This is a genomic window from Alteribacillus sp. YIM 98480 (assembly GCF_009765375.1).
In the GTDB taxonomy this organism is placed as follows: Bacteria; Bacillota; Bacilli; order Bacillales; family Marinococcaceae; genus Alteribacillus.
The window spans coordinates 52,249-69,027 of record NZ_VTOK01000001.1 but is presented as its reverse complement, the minus strand read 5'-3'; the positions used below and the strand labels follow the sequence as shown (position 1 = coordinate 69,027).

Here is a 16,779-nt window from a genome sequence, read left to right as displayed (position 1 = left end):
AACTCTATGAAAAAACGATTGAAAAAACCATAAGTTTCCGATTTTGTTAGTTTTCCTCCAATGTATAAGGCGTCATGCTATTTCCGAATTTAACACTGCCTTTTCTTCTTGGATCTGCGCCCCCTTCTATCGTTCCATTTTGCTTTAAAAGCATATGCAAACCACCAAAATACAGGCTATTATTTAACACTTGAACTTTTGCATATTTTTTGGAAAAAGCAAGCAGCTGCTCTTTATTGAGCGGCTCTTCAAATAAAAGCTTTCCATCTTTATAGAAGAATCGTGGATCATGTAAAATATCTTGAATTGACCTTTCTTTTTTTAAGAGTTGAATAAGAAAGTGGGTTAAAATCATTGGAATTCGGTTGCCGCCTGAAGATCCTAGTGAGAGAACCATATCATTCTCTTTGTTCCGAATAATGGCTGGTGAAATAAAACTGTGTGTCCTTTTTCCTGGTTCATAGCAATTAAGGGTAATGCCATCATCATTAAAGTTTCTTAATTGATTGTTTAAAAAGAATCCATTTATGTATTTGCCGCAGCCAAAAAAATCACTAATGGTATGGGTAGCAGCAATAACGGTTCCTTCGCTGTCCATAACAGAAAAATGAGTAGTGCTATTAAAATCATTGATATCTCCTTGTAAAGAAAAAGGAGTTGTTTTTAAATGATTGTTTATTTTCTCATAAAGGGAAGACATATTTTCTTCATCCAGCCAACAATGAGAAGGAATGGATACAAAGTCAGGATCTCCTGAACATGCTTTGTAATTTTCTGAAACGACAGCGACAATTATGGCTAGATAATCCATATAGTCTGTTTTGTTTAATTCATCTAGCTTAAAATAGTCTGCCATTTTTAAAATTTGCAATAAAACTGGACCAGATAATGGCGGAGGAGGTGAAAAAATAGATTGCTCATGAAAATAACCTTTAACTGGTTTACTAATTTTAACGCTGTAGTTTTGCAAATCTTCTTCTGTAATTTGCGGAACAGCTTGGGTTAATTCTTTGGCTAATCTTCCAATGTAAAAAGACTCTTCTCCTTCTGTACAAATAACTCGCAGGGTAGATGCTAATTTTTTTTGGATAAGAATACTATCTTTATTTATTGGCTCGCCATCAATATAAAAGTGTGTAAGTTCTTTTTTGTTTAGATGGTCTGCTTTTCTTAAGTTGTTTTGAAAGATGTCATGAATAGGAAAGCCATTTTCAGCCAATTCCATAGCTGGTTTCATAATTCTTTCAATAGACAAAGAGGCGTAACTCTTCCGCAATGTTTCCATTCCTTTAATAAAACCGGGAACAGCTGCTTCAGAGGTGATGTTCTCTTTATATAGGGGAGCTTTGTCTCGATAGTCATAAACAACAGGTTCTTTCCAATTCTTCTTTAAGATCATCATTACACCACCTCCACCAATCCCTGAGGCGTACGGTTCAACTACGCCAAGAGTATAAGCTACACTAATTGCAGCATCGACCGCGTTTCCACCACTTTTTAAAATGTCCATTCCTGCTTCTGTAGCCAGTGGGTGAGCACTGCTAACAGCGTAGTGATTATTCATCGTTTTTCTCCTTTCCAGTTTTAATAAGAAAGAGGGAGACTGCTGTCCAACAGCCTCCAACTTTCAATTTATTGTTTGGTTATATCAGGAGCATAGAACATCTCGTCTTGTCTCGGGGTGAAATTAATTCCATCAGATACTCCGAATGCGTTGTCTTGCAGGTAGAGGAACACATGCGGTCGTTCTTCTGCTACAATTTCCTGAATTTCTTCAAATTTTTCTTTACGAACATCCGGGTCCATTTCAGAAGATGCTTCTTCTAGTAAGCGATCCACGTCTTCATTTGCATAATCTAATTCACCTTCTGATCGCTCGGACCTGTATACATCTAAGGCAACATCACCGTCAAATAAGGAATTCCCAAAAGCGGCAAAAAACATATCCTCATTTTCTCCGGCTCTGCGTGTTGCTAAGAAATCATTAAATTCCATAAAATCAACATTTACTGTAATGCCTACCTCACCAAGCATTGCCGCTACTGTTTCGCTTATGTCTTCTCCTTTTGTGTACCGGCCGATCGGGGCATGAAGTGTTAGTTCTAAACCATCTTCATATCCTGCTTCTTCAAGAAGTTCTTCAGCTTTTTCTGGGTCATATAAAGAGGTGTTAAACAATTCTTCGTTTGCCCCAAAGTTACCAGGAGTTACCCGTGTTCTTGTGGGTACGCCAGCCCCGCCTAACACATGCTCTACTAAAGCTTCGTTGTCAATAGCAAGCTCAATAGCTTCCCGAACGAGCGGATCTGAAGTCGGATAACCTTCTGTATGACGGATTCCAAGCAAACCTACTCGTTGAGAAGGACCGGTAACAACAGAAGTACCTTCATTTCCATCAATACGATCCCATTCGTTGTCAGGTACATCAAAGACAATATCGACACCGCCTGTCAGCAATTCACCGACCGCTGTAGATGTTTCAGGAATAACTTGGAACACTAATTGTTCCCAATCTTCCACTGCACCTTCAAAATAGTCATCATAACGAGAGAAGACAACTTGACTGTCACGGTTCCACTCTTCAAATTGAAATGGTCCGGTTCCAATTGGTTCTTCAAGAAAATGGTCCCAGCCGTTTTCCTCAATATAATTTTTTGGAAGGATGCTAGAACCGATTCGGGAAAGACGGTTTAACAACACTGGTTCTGGTTCGTGTGTAACAATTTCAAATTCATGATCATCAATAATATTGATTTCATCAATTTGGTTATATTGAGCATGCTCCGTTAAACTTTCATCCTCTATAACACGTTCTAATGTATACTTCACGTCTTCAGCAGTTAGTTCATCACCATTATGAAACGTAACGCCTTCTTTTAATGTCATTTTCCAAGTTAAATCATCCGTATTTTCATAGTCTTCTACTAAATCAGGTTCTATTTCGCCGGTTTCATCGTTTCTCATAAATAAATAATTGAACATATTAATATGCATTGCTTCGGTTAGTGTATTGTTGTGATCATGAATATCAAATGTGTCCATGTCAACTCCAACAGCAATGGTTAAGGTGTCATCATCTGATTGGGAACTTTCTGAATCAGATGATTGATTTTCTTGTTCTTCGGCTGATGATTCTTGCTCAGGCTCATCTCCTGAACTTTGATTAGCAGTCACACAACCGCTTATCATAATCGTCAATAATAAGAAAATGGACATGAAAAATATTTTTTGTTTCATACAATCAGACCCCTTTTTTAATTATTTATTGGCGAGGTTTCTTCTCTGTAATGGGTTTTAGCTTCTTCGGCAATCCATGCTTGCCAATCGGACAATTCTCGTTTTAATTCTGCATCTGTATATTCATTACTTCTTAAATCATCCATGAAGTCTTCATACTCCTCAAAAACCCAATTTTCAACCTCAAAAATATTCTTTTGAATCCCCCCTTCTCCGTAGTATCCATCTCCTTCACTTTCTTTTCCAACAAGTGCTTCAATATTTATGGTGCTGTTGTTATTTCTGCCGCAGCTGTAACCGCAAGCCTCAACACCGTCATATTCATATACTTGCTGTCTTTTTTCATCTGTTTCTAGATACATATCATCTAACTCTTCTGGAGGATCGCCTGCAAACGGAAAGACAGGAACAAATATACTGACAGACGGTTCACCCAGGGCGATCCACATCGTTGTGAGTTTTCCTTCGTGCGGGTCATCTTGTTTGGCGCCGGTAATGACGGAACCAAAAGTACTCACGTGACGATTAAGATGCCAGCCAACGGGTTTATCCTCAGCGGGGAGATTCCCTATATTTCTAGATAATGTTTCCATATACCATTCCGTTGGAAGAGCGTGTGAACCAACATCTTTTTGAATAAAGTATTGGTAATCTATCGGATAAGGATCATCCATTCTAATTCCTGCCCTCGTATGTCTTTTTACTGCACTTGTTGAATAATTCCAATCATGTACTCCGTTTGGTGTATCGCCTGTAGCAGTTACTTCATTATCCACAACTTCTGTCGTTTCTTCATCAACAAAGTAAGGAAATCCATTAGACTTTGTCCAATCGACTTTACTGAAATTTGTTCGCCAATCATAACCGCTGTACTCGCCGTCTTTTGGATTAGGAAGATTTTTACTGTCTTCGTGTGATTTAGTATAATAACCATCTTCATCTTGATAATATTCATCTGTAATATTGTCCCTGGTGAAACTATCTCCGTCTATTTCGAAAATAGCCGCATTTCCCAATCGGTCAAATACACTTATAATCGTTGATGTGTTTCTTGCGAAGCTATTATTGAACCCGCCTCCATCATTGGTGTCTCGCAATATTTGTTCGACTTCATCTACATGTTCAGCTCGCGATAATATGATGTGATTCATCATCCCAGCAGCAATACCATTATCAAGGTCTTGAGACACCGGAAAACCATGGTCTTGGGCAAAATCAGATGTTAATGTATGTCCATGCACTTGCACAAGTCCCAAACCTTGTTCATTTGCACCTGCCCAAGGCACTTGTTCTTCTGTTATAGGATCTTTTCCAGATTCTCCTCTCGCTGTCGCTCCGACATAATTAAATCGCGATGTAAATTGGTCATCCGAACCAAAAGTAGAAGAGTCCGCTTCATAATAATAGGGATACACTTTCCATCCATCAGGTGTAGACCAATGATCACGGTTCTTCCAAGCGACCGGTCTTCCATCTACAGTAGAATCTCCTGTAGCAATAGCTGAACTAGACCCATAACCAGTGTTGGGCTGAGTAGTAAACGTCATAGCTGCCAAAAGAAAAGAAGCCATAAACACACCCATAACCTTTTTCATAAAAAGTATTTCCTCCTCTTATGTTGATAGATTGATAATAGATTGCCGCAAACCATTGACACACCTTAAAAATAATTCTTCCGTACATATTGGATCACGATAAACTTTATTGATTTCCAATTGAACGGATTCAACTCCTGTTTGAGCATTTGCGTAATGGGTAACTGTATTCGGATTACAAGCCGGAAAATGATGATTCTGTTTAACACCTTGCATAGATGAAGAAACCAAGTCGTTTTCAATGATACAAAGCGTGTCACCTTTCATTGTTTTGCCATAGCAAGTCCCCATGTCGATACTAAATGGCCTTTTTTCAGACGCCCCATGCAAATCAATTAAATATTTAATTTTAAAACGATGAATTATATCAACGACTTTTTTCTTATATACACCACCACCTTTCGTATAATTAGGATCTTCATCACTTAATTTGGTTGTATAAATCAGATGACAGTCTGTTAATTGATGCAAAAGCAATGCAATTGCTCCTGTGTAATCATCTTGTTCTTTAATAGAACCATTTCTTTTATGTTTGGTAGAATGGGGAGCTGAGACCAAAATTGGTAAACTTCCTGTTTCGGTATGAAAAGGTCGTTCAGCTTCCGTTATGCCGGTATAATTATTGTTTGCAAATGTTTTTTCTAATTCCGCTGCCATAGAAGAATTTAGTATTTGTGTTTTTTTCATGTTTTCCTCCTAGTTAATAAATGCTTTATATTCCTTTGCTTCTTCCAAGCTTTCCGTTATTGGGAAATGGCAGGCTGTTTGTTGGTTGTCTCTTATAGATGACAAAACTGGCGGCTTTTGTTTGCAAATATCTTGAGCAATAGGGCAGCGCGTATGGAATTTACATCCTGAAGGCGGATCGATAGGATTAGGTAAATCCCCTAGAATCTCTGTATTCTCTCGTTTTTCCGTTTGATAGTCTGGGTCCGGAACTGGTACAGACGACAGAAGAGCTCTCGTGTATGGGTGAGCAGGTTTTTGAAAAATAATATCCTTTTTGCCGGTTTCTACTATCTCTCCCAAGTACATAACAGCAATACGGTCACTAATATAATGAACAGACGGAAGGCCATGACCAATAAACAAGTAAGTCAAATGATATTTATCTTGTAATTCGCGCAGCAGATTTAATATTTGGGCTTGAATGGAAACATCTAAAGCCGAGACAGGTTCATCACAAACTATTAATTTAGGTTTTAAAGCCAGGGCTCTTGCAATAACAATGCGTTGACGCTGCCCGCCGCTGAATTCATGCGGATAACGCTTTTTGTAACTAATGTCGAGCCCTACAATGGATAACAGCTTTTCTACTTCCTCTATTAATTGCTTCCCTTTCACTATATTGAATGACTTTAGCGGCTCTGCGATAATATCAAAAACAGTCATCCTTGGATTTAGGGAAGAAGAAGGGTCCTGAAAGACCATTTGAAAGCCTCTTCGCTTCTCTTTTAATTCTTTTTTAGAAAGAGAATAAATATCTGTGTTATCAAAAATAATATTCCCTTCATCAGGAGGCAGCGCCCCCATGACAATATTTGCAAGAGTTGATTTACCGCATCCTGACTCTCCCACGATGCCAACAGTTTCTCCTTTATTAAGAGTTAAATTCACCCGATCTACTGCTTTTAAATACTGCTTTTTTTTCTTGAAAATTCCTTTGGAAACATCAAAATATTTTTTAATTCCGCTGATTTCTAGTAGAGGAGAATGTTCAGCAGCCATTGGATCACCAACCTTTCTATCTTTCATATAATAAACAACGGACTTGGCTTCCATCCTTGTGACCTATTAATGGAGGATGTTCCGATTCACATCGATCAAATGCTTTAGGGCACCTTGGATGAAATTTACATCCTTTTGGCAGATTAGATGGTGTAGGAACGGTGCCGCTGATGGCGTGTAATTTTTCACCCCATTGGTTGATCTTTGGAGTACTTTTTAATAGCCCTTCTGTATATGGATGTTTCGGCGCATGAAACAACTGTTTGACTTCGCTTTTCTCTACGATTTCACCCCCGTACATCACCATGACACGATCAACCATTTCAGCAACGATACCAAGATCGTGCGTGATAAACAAAATAGCTGTATCTAATTCTTTTGTTAGATCTTTCATCAAACGCAATATTTGTTTTTGAATAGTAACGTCGAGCGCTGTCGTTGGTTCGTCTGCAATTAATAATCGCGGACGGGAGGAAAGAGCCATAGCGATCATCACTCGCTGACGCATGCCTCCGCTTAATTCATGCGGATACGAAGCAAAAACTTTGTCCGGGTTAGGAATGCGCACCTTTTCCAGCCATTCAAATGCAATTTCCTTCGCTTTCTTCTTATTTGTCTTTTGTTGAACTTTTATGGTTTCAATTAATTGGAATCCTATCGAGAAAACAGGATTTAAAGCTGTTAATGGTTCTTGAAAAACCATAGACATATCATTTCTTCTAATCTTCTGATATTTTTTATGCGTTAGTGAAGTTAAGTCCTGGTTATCAAATATAATACTGCCATTGACGATTTTTCCAGGAGATTCAATAAGACCCATAATTGACATGGAGGTCACGCTTTTGCCAGAACCGGATTCGCCAACTAAGGCTACGATTTCCCCTTTATTTATCGAAAAAGAAACATCATTAATAGAAGGGATTACCCCTTTTTCTGTAAAAAAGTGAGTCTTTAGGTGTTCTACTTCTAACAGTGTTTGATCATTTGCCATTGGATTATCCACCTTTCCGGCCTACATTCGTTTTTGGATCAAGTACATCGCGAAGCCAATCCCCTAGAAAAATAATTCCTAAAGTGGTTATCGTTATCGCAATGCCAGGAAATGTTGCCACCCACCAGCTGTCAGCTAGATAATCGCGGCCAGTACTAAGCATACCTCCCCAGGATATTTGTGGAGGTTGTATTCCCATTCCCAAAAAACTAAGGGCAGCTTCAGAAATAATTGTCGTAGCGACACTTAATGTAGAAATAACAATAAAAGAAGAAAATATATTAGGCGCTAAATGACGATACATAATCGTTTTATCATTTACCCCCATCATGTTTGCTGCTTTTACAAAATCCCTTTCTTTAACCGATAAAACTTCCCCTCTTACAATGCGGGCGTAATTAACCCAGTTCGTTATCCCTAGTACAAGGATCAAAGTAAGCATTCCAGGACCAACAATTCCGAGAATAACCAGCGTCATAAGGATGCTTGGTATTGCTAAAAAAGCATCTACAAACCGCATAATGACATTGTCTATAAAACCTCCGTAATACCCTGCCACAATACCAGCTACCAGACCGATTGCACCGGCAATTAACACCGCAGTTATGCCAACGAGCAAGGATACTTGAGCACCATAGACAATTCGACTGAAAATATCTCTTCCTAAGTTGTCTGTTCCTAAAATATGATCGGTTGATCCACCGTCCATCCAGAAAGGAGGCTGCAGCATAGAAGCCAGGTTATTTTCTGCTGGGTTATGCGGTGCGATCCACGGAGCAAATACAGCTACTAAAAAAACACTAAGAACAATAAACAGCCCAACTGTCCCTGTTTTGCTTTGTAATAACAGTCTAATCCATCGTCTTAATGAAGAAAGCCTCTTATGTTCGGACGGGGCAGAAGCCGTTTCCAGCTCCTTATTCTTAAGTGGTAAACCCATAACACCTTACCTCCTTACTTATATTCAATTCTTGGGTCGAGGACTTTGTATAAAATGTCAGCAATAAAATTCATTAATATAACGATTATGGCAATGATAAAGACGGATGCTTGCACAATAGCCATATCTCTGGCATGAATAGCTTGAATGAGCAGCTGCCCAAGACCCGGCCAAGCAAAAATCATTTCTGTAACTAAAGCACCGCCAATTAAAGCGTTTGTCTGCATTGCTGTAATGGTAACCACAGGAATCAGAGAATTCCGAAAAGCGTGCAAATACACAACCGAAAACCAATTAATTCCATTACTTTTAGCAGTTCGAATATAGTCCTGATTTAGCGTTTCTAACATGCTCGAACGTGTTAAACGTGCAATTTGAGCTGCTATCCCTGTTCCTAAAGTGATGGCAGGCAACACTAAATGCGCGTAAGTACCTGTTCCTGAGACGGGGAAAATCTGCAAGTTAACTGCAAAAATTAAAATAAGCATAATACCCAGCCAGAAGTTTGGCATCGCCTGCCCTAGTACAGTACCGCCAGTTATAAACACATCTGTGATAGAGTTACGCTTAAGAGCAGACCATATCCCGAGTGGAATAGCAATACCAATAGCTACAATCATTGATGCAACAGCTAATTCAATCGTGGCAGGCAAACGTTCCAATACTAAACCTAATGCTGGTTGGTTATAGCGAAAAGATTCACCAAAATCCCCCTGAATGACATTCGATATGTAAGTAAAAAATTGAATATAGAATGGCTGATCCAGGTTTAATGCAGCTCTCATGCGGGCAATGTCTTCTTCTGTAGCGTTTTCAGGCAGCATGAGCAGTACAGGATCGCCAGCAAGATAGACTAAACAGTAAACAATAAATACAATGATAAACATCACAGGGAGCAGTTGAATTATTCTTCGCCTAATATAATTGCTCACTCAAGACCCTCCTTATAGAAATGTAGTTTTCATTTTATAATAAAAATTACAAAAATTATAGAAGACTTCTTTATTATTTAGATAAAACAGTTTCTTTTAATACCTTTTTATGATGCAGAAAATCAAGTGCGAACTGAGATAAGAGCGCTGTCCCATAAGTCATAGCCGTTTCATCAATATCAAATAACGGGTGGTGGTGAGAATACATCGTTTCTTTGTTTTTAGGACGGACTCCCAATCTAAAAAACAAACTAGGAACTTTTTTAGTATAATATGAAAAATCTTCCCCACCCATTGACGGAGGGACGACGGATAATTTATTTTCTCCTAAAATATTTGCAGCGGTCGATTTAAAAATAGCAATCATTTCTTCGTCGTTATCTACAGAAGGATACCCTTTTTCATAATCAAATTGATAGTCTGCGCCAAATGCTTGGCATACCCCTGAAATTATTCGTTCCATTTCTTCTTTCACATGCACTTGCACATCTTTTTTTAATGTTCGGACAGTCCCAATCAAGGAGACGGAGGGGGCTATGACGTTTCTAGCGGACCCGCCGCTGATTTTTCCTATCGATATAACGGCGTTTTCTAGCGGGTTAATTTTTCTACTAACAATATGCTGGATCGAAGAAATGAGCTCAGCCGCTACTGCTACGGAATCTACAGTTACGTGAGGGTGAGCAGCATGGCCGCCTTTGCCTATTACTTTAATAACAAATCGATCAGAATTAGCAGTACTAGAATTTGGGCATACAGATATTTCACCAGTAGGCAATGTTGGCTGAACATGTAAAGCGGCAGCAGCGTCTACATTATGAATATTAAGGACATCTTCTTCAATCATTTTTTTAGCACCGCTCAATCCTTCTTCAGCCGGCTGAAAGATTACCTGAATATTACCTTTTTCTATTTCCATATCTTTTAATATTTTCACAGCTCCAAGCATCATTGCAGTATGAGCGTCATGGCCGCACAAGTGGGCTACATTTTTTATCTTTGAGGCATACTCCACTGTTTTTTCATCTTGAATAGGCAATGCGTCTATATCTGCTCTTAACATAACGGTCGGTCCAGGTTTTTTTCCTCTTAGAAAAACCATCAGGCCTGTTCCAGCCATTTTTGTAATTTCAGTAATTCCAAACTCTTTCAGTCTCTTTTTAATAAAGGCACTTGTGTTATATTCTTCAAAGCCCAGTTCCGGGTATTGATGTAAATGGCGTCTCCATTTAGATAATTCATTTTGTAGATTCATAGCTTTAGTAAGTAGTGTACTCATGGTTTCAGCTCCTTATTGTTATCTGCGATAGTATTATTGCAATATCCATGCCAAATGTAATTAATTTATTAAAAATAAACGAGGGATCCTAGTGTCATAGTCAAAAATATAAAATAAAAAGATACATCCCTGAATACAATTTAAAAAAACAATTGGTTAAATAGGTTAATTAATTTACAAATTAACCAATTATTTTTGGTTTTTTTGTTTGAATAATTATTGCTTTCTTTTCATTTTTTTTATAAAATTCGAACTAGTTAAAAGAGGAGGAGCAAAATATGAGCAGCAATAAAAATTTAACGATTGTTTCTCTTTATAAAAACACTATGCTTTCATTTCATGAAGAAGTGACCAATATGTTTGGGAAGGACATAACAACCAGCCTTTATTGTTTTGAGGATGAAACGATTTATGAAGGAATTGAAGGGGATTTACTATTAATTCCCAACTATAAGGTATTTGAAAAAGTCCGTCGTTATATAAAAAATGTAAATGCCGCTGTCATTATTGCCAAGAGAACGTTAAGCGAAACCGGACTGAAAAAGATTAAAAATTTACGTAAAGGAACAAATGCCATTTTATATAACGCAACACTTGAAATGTCACTAGAGACCATCTCTACCATTCACCAGCTTGATGTTAGACAAATTAATCTGATTCCCGCCTATAAAGGAATGAGTCCGTTTCCAGACGTTGATTTGATCATCAGTCCAAATGAAGAACCTGATTACCATCTCGAAAATAAAGAAATTATTAATATCGGAAACCGTATTTTAGACATGACCACCTATATGGATATCATCGCAAAATTGGATATAGACCATCATAAATTCGAAGGAAAGATTAAACGGCATTTTTCTAATATCATACCAATCAGTTATGGGCTAGAGAGAATATTAGATAAAAAGGATTACCTCGAAAACCAATTAGATTTATTTCTTCAGATCGTACAAAACGGAATAATTGCTGTTAATTCTTCTGGTATCGTTACTACCTATAATGACGCCGCTGAGCAGCTGATTAATCGAAAAGCAGAAGAAGTAATTGGCCACCACTTTCAAGATGTTCTTCCAAATATTCAATTTGGCACCATTCTAACGGAGGAACAGGACACAGTGGAAGAAATCATGCAAATTGGCCAAACGTCTACGGTACTAACAATGAACGCTATAAAAGTAGACGAAGAAACAACCGGAGCTATCGCTACTCTTGTGCCATTTCAGGAAACAGAAAAACGGCAGCATCGACTGCGAACGAAAGTAGCGGGTAAAGGGTTTGCTGCAAAATATCATTTTTTCAATATACTTGGAAATTCTCCATCCATATTAAAATCGAAAGATATCGCACAAAGAATGTCTCATTCGGACGCCTCTTTGCTAATTAAAGGAGAAAGCGGTACAGGAAAAGAATTGTTTGCTCAAGCCATTCATAACCACTCACCTAGAAAACAGTATTCATTTGTAGCGTTTAACTGCGCAGCACTCCCAGAACAATTATTAGAAAGCGAATTGTTTGGATATGTAGAAGGAGCATTCACCGGAGCTAAAAAGGGCGGCAAGCCTGGGTTATTTGAACAAGCACATTTAGGAACAATTTTCTTAGATGAAATTGGTGAAATGCCAATGGCTCTTCAATCAAGATTATTAAGGGTTCTTCAGGAAAAAGAGGTCATGAGAGTAGGCGGAGACTCCATTATCCCAATAGATATACGAGTCATTGCTGCAACGAATAGAAATTTAAAAAATGAGGTATTAAGAGGGACCTTCCGTAAAGATTTATACTTTCGATTAAACGTATTACCATTAGATATACCGCCTCTTCGCGAAAGAAAGGAAGACATTCTTCCTCTATTCTCTTTTTTTACGCAAGGTCATGATATTACATTAAGTGAAGACGCATCTAATTTTTTAATAAATCATAAATGGGAAGGGAATATTAGAGAATTAGAAAATTGTGCGAATTACATTATGAACTTTGGAAAAAGATTTATCGAATGCAAAGACTTACCTATTTACAAAGAATGGATAGATTCCGTTGATGATCCATCTATCCCTATGGAAAGTGATATGGAACCGATGCAATTTGGAGAAAAAATAAATTTTATTTTAGATGTGCTTTATCAAGCATATCTCAACAAAAAAAGAATGGGAAGAAAAAAAATAGCGGAAAAAGCGTTTGCAAATCAGCTTTTTATCTCTGAGCAGGAATTGAGAAATTATCTTAAAGAAATGGAAGAAGATGATTTAGTTGAAGTGGGAAAAGGCAGAGCCGGAACCACAATCACAAAAAAAGGGATACAAGCAATAAAGAAATGAAAAGTGTTTAGTTTTCTGTCAAATGTGTTGGTGTGATTGTCACTCGACCATCTCTTTTTAAAAGGCTCTTTTAATAAAAATAGTGATTTCATATAGGCCGCAGAGGGAAATATCTCGCTTTCCGCGGACGAACGCCCGAGCCTCCTCGCGAAAAACCACCACGCTGCGAGGTCTCGGCCACCCATTTTTCCGCAGGAGTCTCGCATATTTCCTCTACTAGGTAAACTATTCCTATTTAGGCTAGAATCTTTCTCACCATTTGTCACCACAATATTTTCTTTTTCAATCGTTCAAAGACTTTAATTCCATAGGACATACGTTTTGCCACTTTAATGGTGTTGTTCAAACCTTCCATGTACCCGCTATTGAACGGGTACATAAATGACTGTAGAATCTCTTGCTTTCAACGTTTAAATGTTTTTATCACCTTGTAAAATGCCTCAATAGTTGAAGCTTTCATTAGGGAACAGACATTCCTCAAGCCCTTGTGCTGCAGTGTTTTTATTGCTCTCATTAATTTATCATTCCTATAATTTACCTCATAAGCTTCCTGTAACCGTGAATCGCTCTGGAGTATTTGATTGACCTTTTGTCGTTCTTCTTCTGATAATTTGTAGACTCAATTCCACAATAGTTTTTTGCTTCGCTTCATTCGAATGCGTTCATTCTTTTCCAGATCATGTTGTACTTTATACGCTTACCGCATCCCCAGCATTTTAAGAGGAGATCTTGCGGGGTAACCCTTTCAGATCCTCTTTAAATGCCTTCTCTCTTTTTCTTGCAGATAGATGATCAACGGTCTCGTTCGAATATGTATTTTGTTTCTTAAATCATTTTCATAAACGGAAAGGAAACATTAGAGAATTAGAAAATTGTGTAAATTATATTATAAACTTTGGTAAAAGTTTTGCTTGGTTTTGAATATGAAGCGAATAAACAAAGAAATAAAAGATGAAACTTCCCACAAGTGTAAGTAAACCTCATGAGAAGCTTTATCCTACTCCTATGAAAAAATTTTATACGTCAAACAAATTATAGCTATCTGTTTCATCTTCTGACTCCATTTGTTTATGTTCTCGTTTAGGCTGCTCTAGTTGGAGTATTTTAAAACCATCAACAACTCGATTACAATATGTTTTTGTATTACTCTTCCAAGACCAATAAGCTAAATAGGTCAATAAACCACCTACTATTGCTTCTAACCCAATAAACAATACTAAATACCCATCCAGGACCCCCCGTAAATGAATGGTCGTAAATAAGAGCGAGAGGAATGTTAGCAAACCAAAATTAAAGCTTGCTGTTCTAGTAATTCTAATTTTCGTTCTGATATAATCTAACTGCCGCCTTTGATTATCATCTTTGGACAGCATAATTAATTTTCTGCCTGAATGTGATTTATCGGAAATGTACTTATTTCTCAACTTTTTTTCTTGCTTTTCAAAAATTTTATCGTCCACTAAATTATCTATTATCAGTCCTAGTGTATAAATGGTAGGCAGAAGAAAAATGAAATGAGAAATAAGTCCCCCATTCATCATAAAAGATTTAATAGTGTTCAGTTCAATCAATTGAAACCCTGTAATGGTAAGGACAAATAAGATTAAAGATAGTAAAAAATGAAAGCCATTAATAATGTGTTCGATAAACATCGTCGTTGTTTTTGCCATTTTTCCCCCTCCTATATGTCTTTTTTATTATTTTTATAGTCTCTTAATGTATTATATATGATGAGATAAACGTTTTTCACGAAAAATCTTTAATAATAAATTTTAATTTGGAGCAATTTGGAGGTGTAAGGTGTGCCGTATGAAAAAGAGCAGGAGTTTTTAGACCGTTTCAATTTTGATCCAAAACCAAGGAGGATTATTACTCCATTAACCGACGGTAAATCCGGCGCCCAAGTCTATATTGTAAGAATGAAAAGAAGTACTGCTGTTGTTAAAATAGAAAAGCAACAAAGCGATGAAACCATAGAAGCAGAGGTACATAATAAAGCAAGAAATGTTGTCGCCAAAAAAAATAATAAAGAATTATTTATTCCCAAAATTATTGATTATAAAAAAGTAGATAATTGGCATGGAGTGTTATATCAATTTGCAGGAAATAGTAAAAGTTATACGTTAAATAATGCTTTAACTGAAGAAAACGACGAATATCTCGAGTCAGTAACCCCAATAATTTCCGAATTTATATATAATTGGAACGAAGAACATAATGATGATAGTATGAAACCTTTTGATCTAGTTAAGCAAACAATGGGTTATAGGTTTATGGACCATAAACTATTAAAGGCTTTTAAAAAATTAAACATCAGTACAGACGATAACTTTATTAAATTTAATGAATCAGGAATGATTTTTCCTAACCCTGCTAAATTTTTTACACATGAATCATTATGGCAGAACTCTTGGATTGAATGTACTATTGCTGATAGTCACGGCGACTTTCATGGAAATAACATTATTATTTTAAACAATAAATCTTTTTCCATTATTGATTTTGCTGAGTACCAAAATAACACCAATATATTTTATGATGAAAGATACTTAGAACTCCATTTATTAATGGATTATTTATCTTTTAACACAGAGGCAGAAAGACAATTTTGGCATCAATTATGTTCTGGGTTAACGAAGAAATTAAATGAAGATCCATATATTCCGAATATGAAAGGGAGCCTCATTTTAAGGACTTTTTTTACTTCCATCAGAAAAGCACTTCGTCACCAATTTACTGATGAACATTTCCTATCCTTATGCGAACCTTCTTATTATTTAGCAGGTGTGGCTGCTGGGTTGAATTTCGTTCGTAAAACGCCTGATCCACTTAAGAAATTTGCAGCATTTATATATACAGCTTATAATTTAGAAGCTGCCATTAAACATGAACAAATTGACTTAGATTTGCCTAATGAACAGGGAATTCCGTTGGATTGGCCTAAGCCGGCACCAACTAATGATAATTCTATGCAAAAAGATATTTACAGCAAAAAAGTAAATCGTTTGCTTGAAATATTAAAAACTCGAGACCTTAACTTTGCTGTTCAGCCAATCGTTCATTTACAAACGGGTCAAGTGGATGCCGTTGAGTTTTTATGCCGGGACCCAGAGGAAATACTTATGCCTGATGAAATTTTTCAAATAGCCAGAGACCATAATAAACTTTCTTCTCTAACAATACTTGGATGTGAGAAGCTTATTGATAAAGTAGATTACATTAAACCTTTTGTAAATAAAGGTATATTTGTAAATTTAGAAGCAGACTTAACATTGCCGATCTTAGAGCAGTCAATTAAAGAGTTATTAAAAAGCGGAGAACAAATTGTTATTGAAGTTACCGAGTATGAGCGTAAAGCCCTGGCCTATATTTGGCGGGGAATGGCTGATGAAGAAGGATTTTCGACCGCAATTGATGATTTTGGAAGAAAGCAATCTTCGATGGAAGAAGTTTTAAAAATGAAACCTGATTATATTAAAGTTGTTATTGATGATATTGATAAGTATGGTCCTAGGGCTATAAAACATTATATAGAACAAAACAAAGAAAGTAACCTGAGTACGTTTGAAAAGATAGAGTTTATTGTTGAAAAAATAGAGAATCCTGATCAAATCAAGAAAGCAATAAACTTGGGGATAAATTATGGACAAGGCTTTTATTTCTCTCGCCCTTGTTTAGTTGATGAAATACCTGTAAAGGAATGGGTGAAAGGGTTTCACTCAAAACTGATAAAATCATAATAAAAAACAATAGGTTGTGGTC

General features: G+C 36.9%; 12 protein-coding genes and 1 pseudogene. 2 read left to right on the top strand and 11 right to left on the bottom strand.

Annotated features, from left to right (window positions below; genetic code table 11):
* Positions 1 to 46: 46 nt before the first annotated feature.
* The 9 genes from FZF09_RS00295 to FZF09_RS00255 form a co-directional block, all read right to left on the bottom strand.
* A complete protein-coding gene (locus FZF09_RS00295) occupies positions 47 to 1,564 on the bottom strand; it encodes a gamma-glutamyltransferase family protein (RefSeq protein WP_158734579.1) in 1,518 nt (505 codons plus the stop codon).
* 68 nt (positions 1,565 to 1,632) lie between these two features.
* Positions 1,633 to 3,237 carry an ABC transporter substrate-binding protein gene (locus FZF09_RS00290; RefSeq protein ID WP_158734578.1) on the bottom strand — a complete coding sequence of 535 codons (1,605 nt, stop codon included), beginning with the start codon at positions 3,235 to 3,237 and terminating at the stop codon, positions 1,633 to 1,635.
* 17 nt (positions 3,238 to 3,254) lie between these two features.
* A complete protein-coding gene (locus FZF09_RS00285; RefSeq protein WP_158734577.1) occupies positions 3,255 to 4,832 on the bottom strand; it encodes a C45 family peptidase in 1,578 nt (525 codons plus the stop codon).
* Between the two features lie 18 nt (positions 4,833 to 4,850).
* Positions 4,851 to 5,519: a hypothetical protein gene (locus tag FZF09_RS00280; RefSeq protein WP_158734576.1), complete on the bottom strand. Its 669-nt coding sequence runs from the start codon at positions 5,517 to 5,519 to the stop codon at positions 4,851 to 4,853.
* A 9-nt stretch (positions 5,520 to 5,528) separates the two neighbouring features.
* Positions 5,529 to 6,614, bottom strand: a complete 1,086-nt coding sequence (locus FZF09_RS00275) for an ABC transporter ATP-binding protein (protein ID WP_304503047.1) — start codon at positions 6,612 to 6,614, stop codon at positions 5,529 to 5,531.
* On the bottom strand, positions 6,577 to 7,551 hold the full coding sequence (locus FZF09_RS00270; RefSeq protein WP_158734575.1) for an ABC transporter ATP-binding protein: 975 nt from the start codon (positions 7,549 to 7,551) through the stop codon (positions 6,577 to 6,579). The genes FZF09_RS00275 and FZF09_RS00270 overlap by 38 nt, the downstream gene beginning before the upstream one ends.
* Positions 7,552 to 7,555: 4 nt before the next feature.
* Positions 7,556 to 8,491, bottom strand: a complete 936-nt coding sequence (locus FZF09_RS00265) for an ABC transporter permease (RefSeq protein ID WP_158734574.1) — start codon at positions 8,489 to 8,491, stop codon at positions 7,556 to 7,558.
* 14 nt (positions 8,492 to 8,505) lie between these two features.
* Positions 8,506 to 9,423 (bottom strand): ABC transporter permease, encoded by a 918-nt coding sequence (locus tag FZF09_RS00260; RefSeq protein WP_158734573.1) that lies wholly within the window; start codon positions 9,421 to 9,423, stop codon positions 8,506 to 8,508.
* 73 nt (positions 9,424 to 9,496) lie between these two features.
* Entirely contained in the window at positions 9,497 to 10,702 is a 1,206-nt protein-coding gene (locus FZF09_RS00255; RefSeq protein ID WP_158734572.1) for a M20 metallopeptidase family protein, read from the bottom strand.
* Positions 10,703 to 10,980: 278 nt separating this feature from the next.
* Between FZF09_RS00255 and FZF09_RS00250 the strand changes: the two genes are divergently transcribed.
* Positions 10,981 to 13,017, top strand: a complete 2,037-nt coding sequence (locus FZF09_RS00250; RefSeq protein ID WP_158734571.1) for a sigma-54 interaction domain-containing protein — start codon at positions 10,981 to 10,983, stop codon at positions 13,015 to 13,017.
* 262 nt (positions 13,018 to 13,279) lie between these two features.
* Here FZF09_RS00250 and FZF09_RS23265 read toward each other — a convergent pair.
* Together FZF09_RS23265 and FZF09_RS00235 are read right to left on the bottom strand one after the other, a co-directional pair.
* A pseudogene (locus FZF09_RS23265) lies at positions 13,280 to 13,618 on the bottom strand (transposase); the annotation flags it as partial.
* A gap of 415 nt (positions 13,619 to 14,033) precedes the next feature.
* Positions 14,034 to 14,687, bottom strand: coding sequence for a hypothetical protein (locus FZF09_RS00235; RefSeq protein WP_158734569.1), 654 nt, complete (start codon positions 14,685 to 14,687; stop codon positions 14,034 to 14,036).
* Positions 14,688 to 14,819: 132 nt separating this feature from the next.
* On the opposite strand from FZF09_RS00235, the gene FZF09_RS00230 reads away from it, so the two are divergent.
* On the top strand, positions 14,820 to 16,757 hold the full coding sequence (locus FZF09_RS00230; protein ID WP_158734568.1) for an EAL domain-containing protein: 1,938 nt from the start codon (positions 14,820 to 14,822) through the stop codon (positions 16,755 to 16,757).
* Positions 16,758 to 16,779 lie beyond the last annotated feature (22 nt).

What these genes read in the sequence shown, in the direction of transcription:
- FZF09_RS00295 (WP_158734579.1), bottom strand. Translation starts at nt 1,564, where the DNA reads ATGAATAATCACTACGCTGTTAGCAGTGCTCACCCACTGGCTACAGAA.
- FZF09_RS00290 (WP_158734578.1), bottom strand. Translation starts at nt 3,237, where the DNA reads ATGAAACAAAAAATATTTTTCATGTCCATTTTCTTATTATTGACGATT.
- FZF09_RS00285 (WP_158734577.1), bottom strand. Translation starts at nt 4,832, where the DNA reads ATGAAAAAGGTTATGGGTGTGTTTATGGCTTCTTTTCTTTTGGCAGCT.
- FZF09_RS00280 (WP_158734576.1), bottom strand. Translation starts at nt 5,519, where the DNA reads ATGAAAAAAACACAAATACTAAATTCTTCTATGGCAGCGGAATTAGAA.
- FZF09_RS00275 (WP_304503047.1), bottom strand. Translation starts at nt 6,614, where the DNA reads ATGGAAGCCAAGTCCGTTGTTTATTATATGAAAGATAGAAAGGTTGGT.
- FZF09_RS00270 (WP_158734575.1), bottom strand. Translation starts at nt 7,551, where the DNA reads ATGGCAAATGATCAAACACTGTTAGAAGTAGAACACCTAAAGACTCAC.
- FZF09_RS00265 (WP_158734574.1), bottom strand. Translation starts at nt 8,491, where the DNA reads ATGGGTTTACCACTTAAGAATAAGGAGCTGGAAACGGCTTCTGCCCCG.
- FZF09_RS00255 (WP_158734572.1), bottom strand. Translation starts at nt 10,702, where the DNA reads ATGAGTACACTACTTACTAAAGCTATGAATCTACAAAATGAATTATCT.
- FZF09_RS00250 (WP_158734571.1), top strand. Translation starts at nt 10,981, where the DNA reads ATGAGCAGCAATAAAAATTTAACGATTGTTTCTCTTTATAAAAACACT.
- FZF09_RS00235 (WP_158734569.1), bottom strand. Translation starts at nt 14,687, where the DNA reads ATGGCAAAAACAACGACGATGTTTATCGAACACATTATTAATGGCTTT.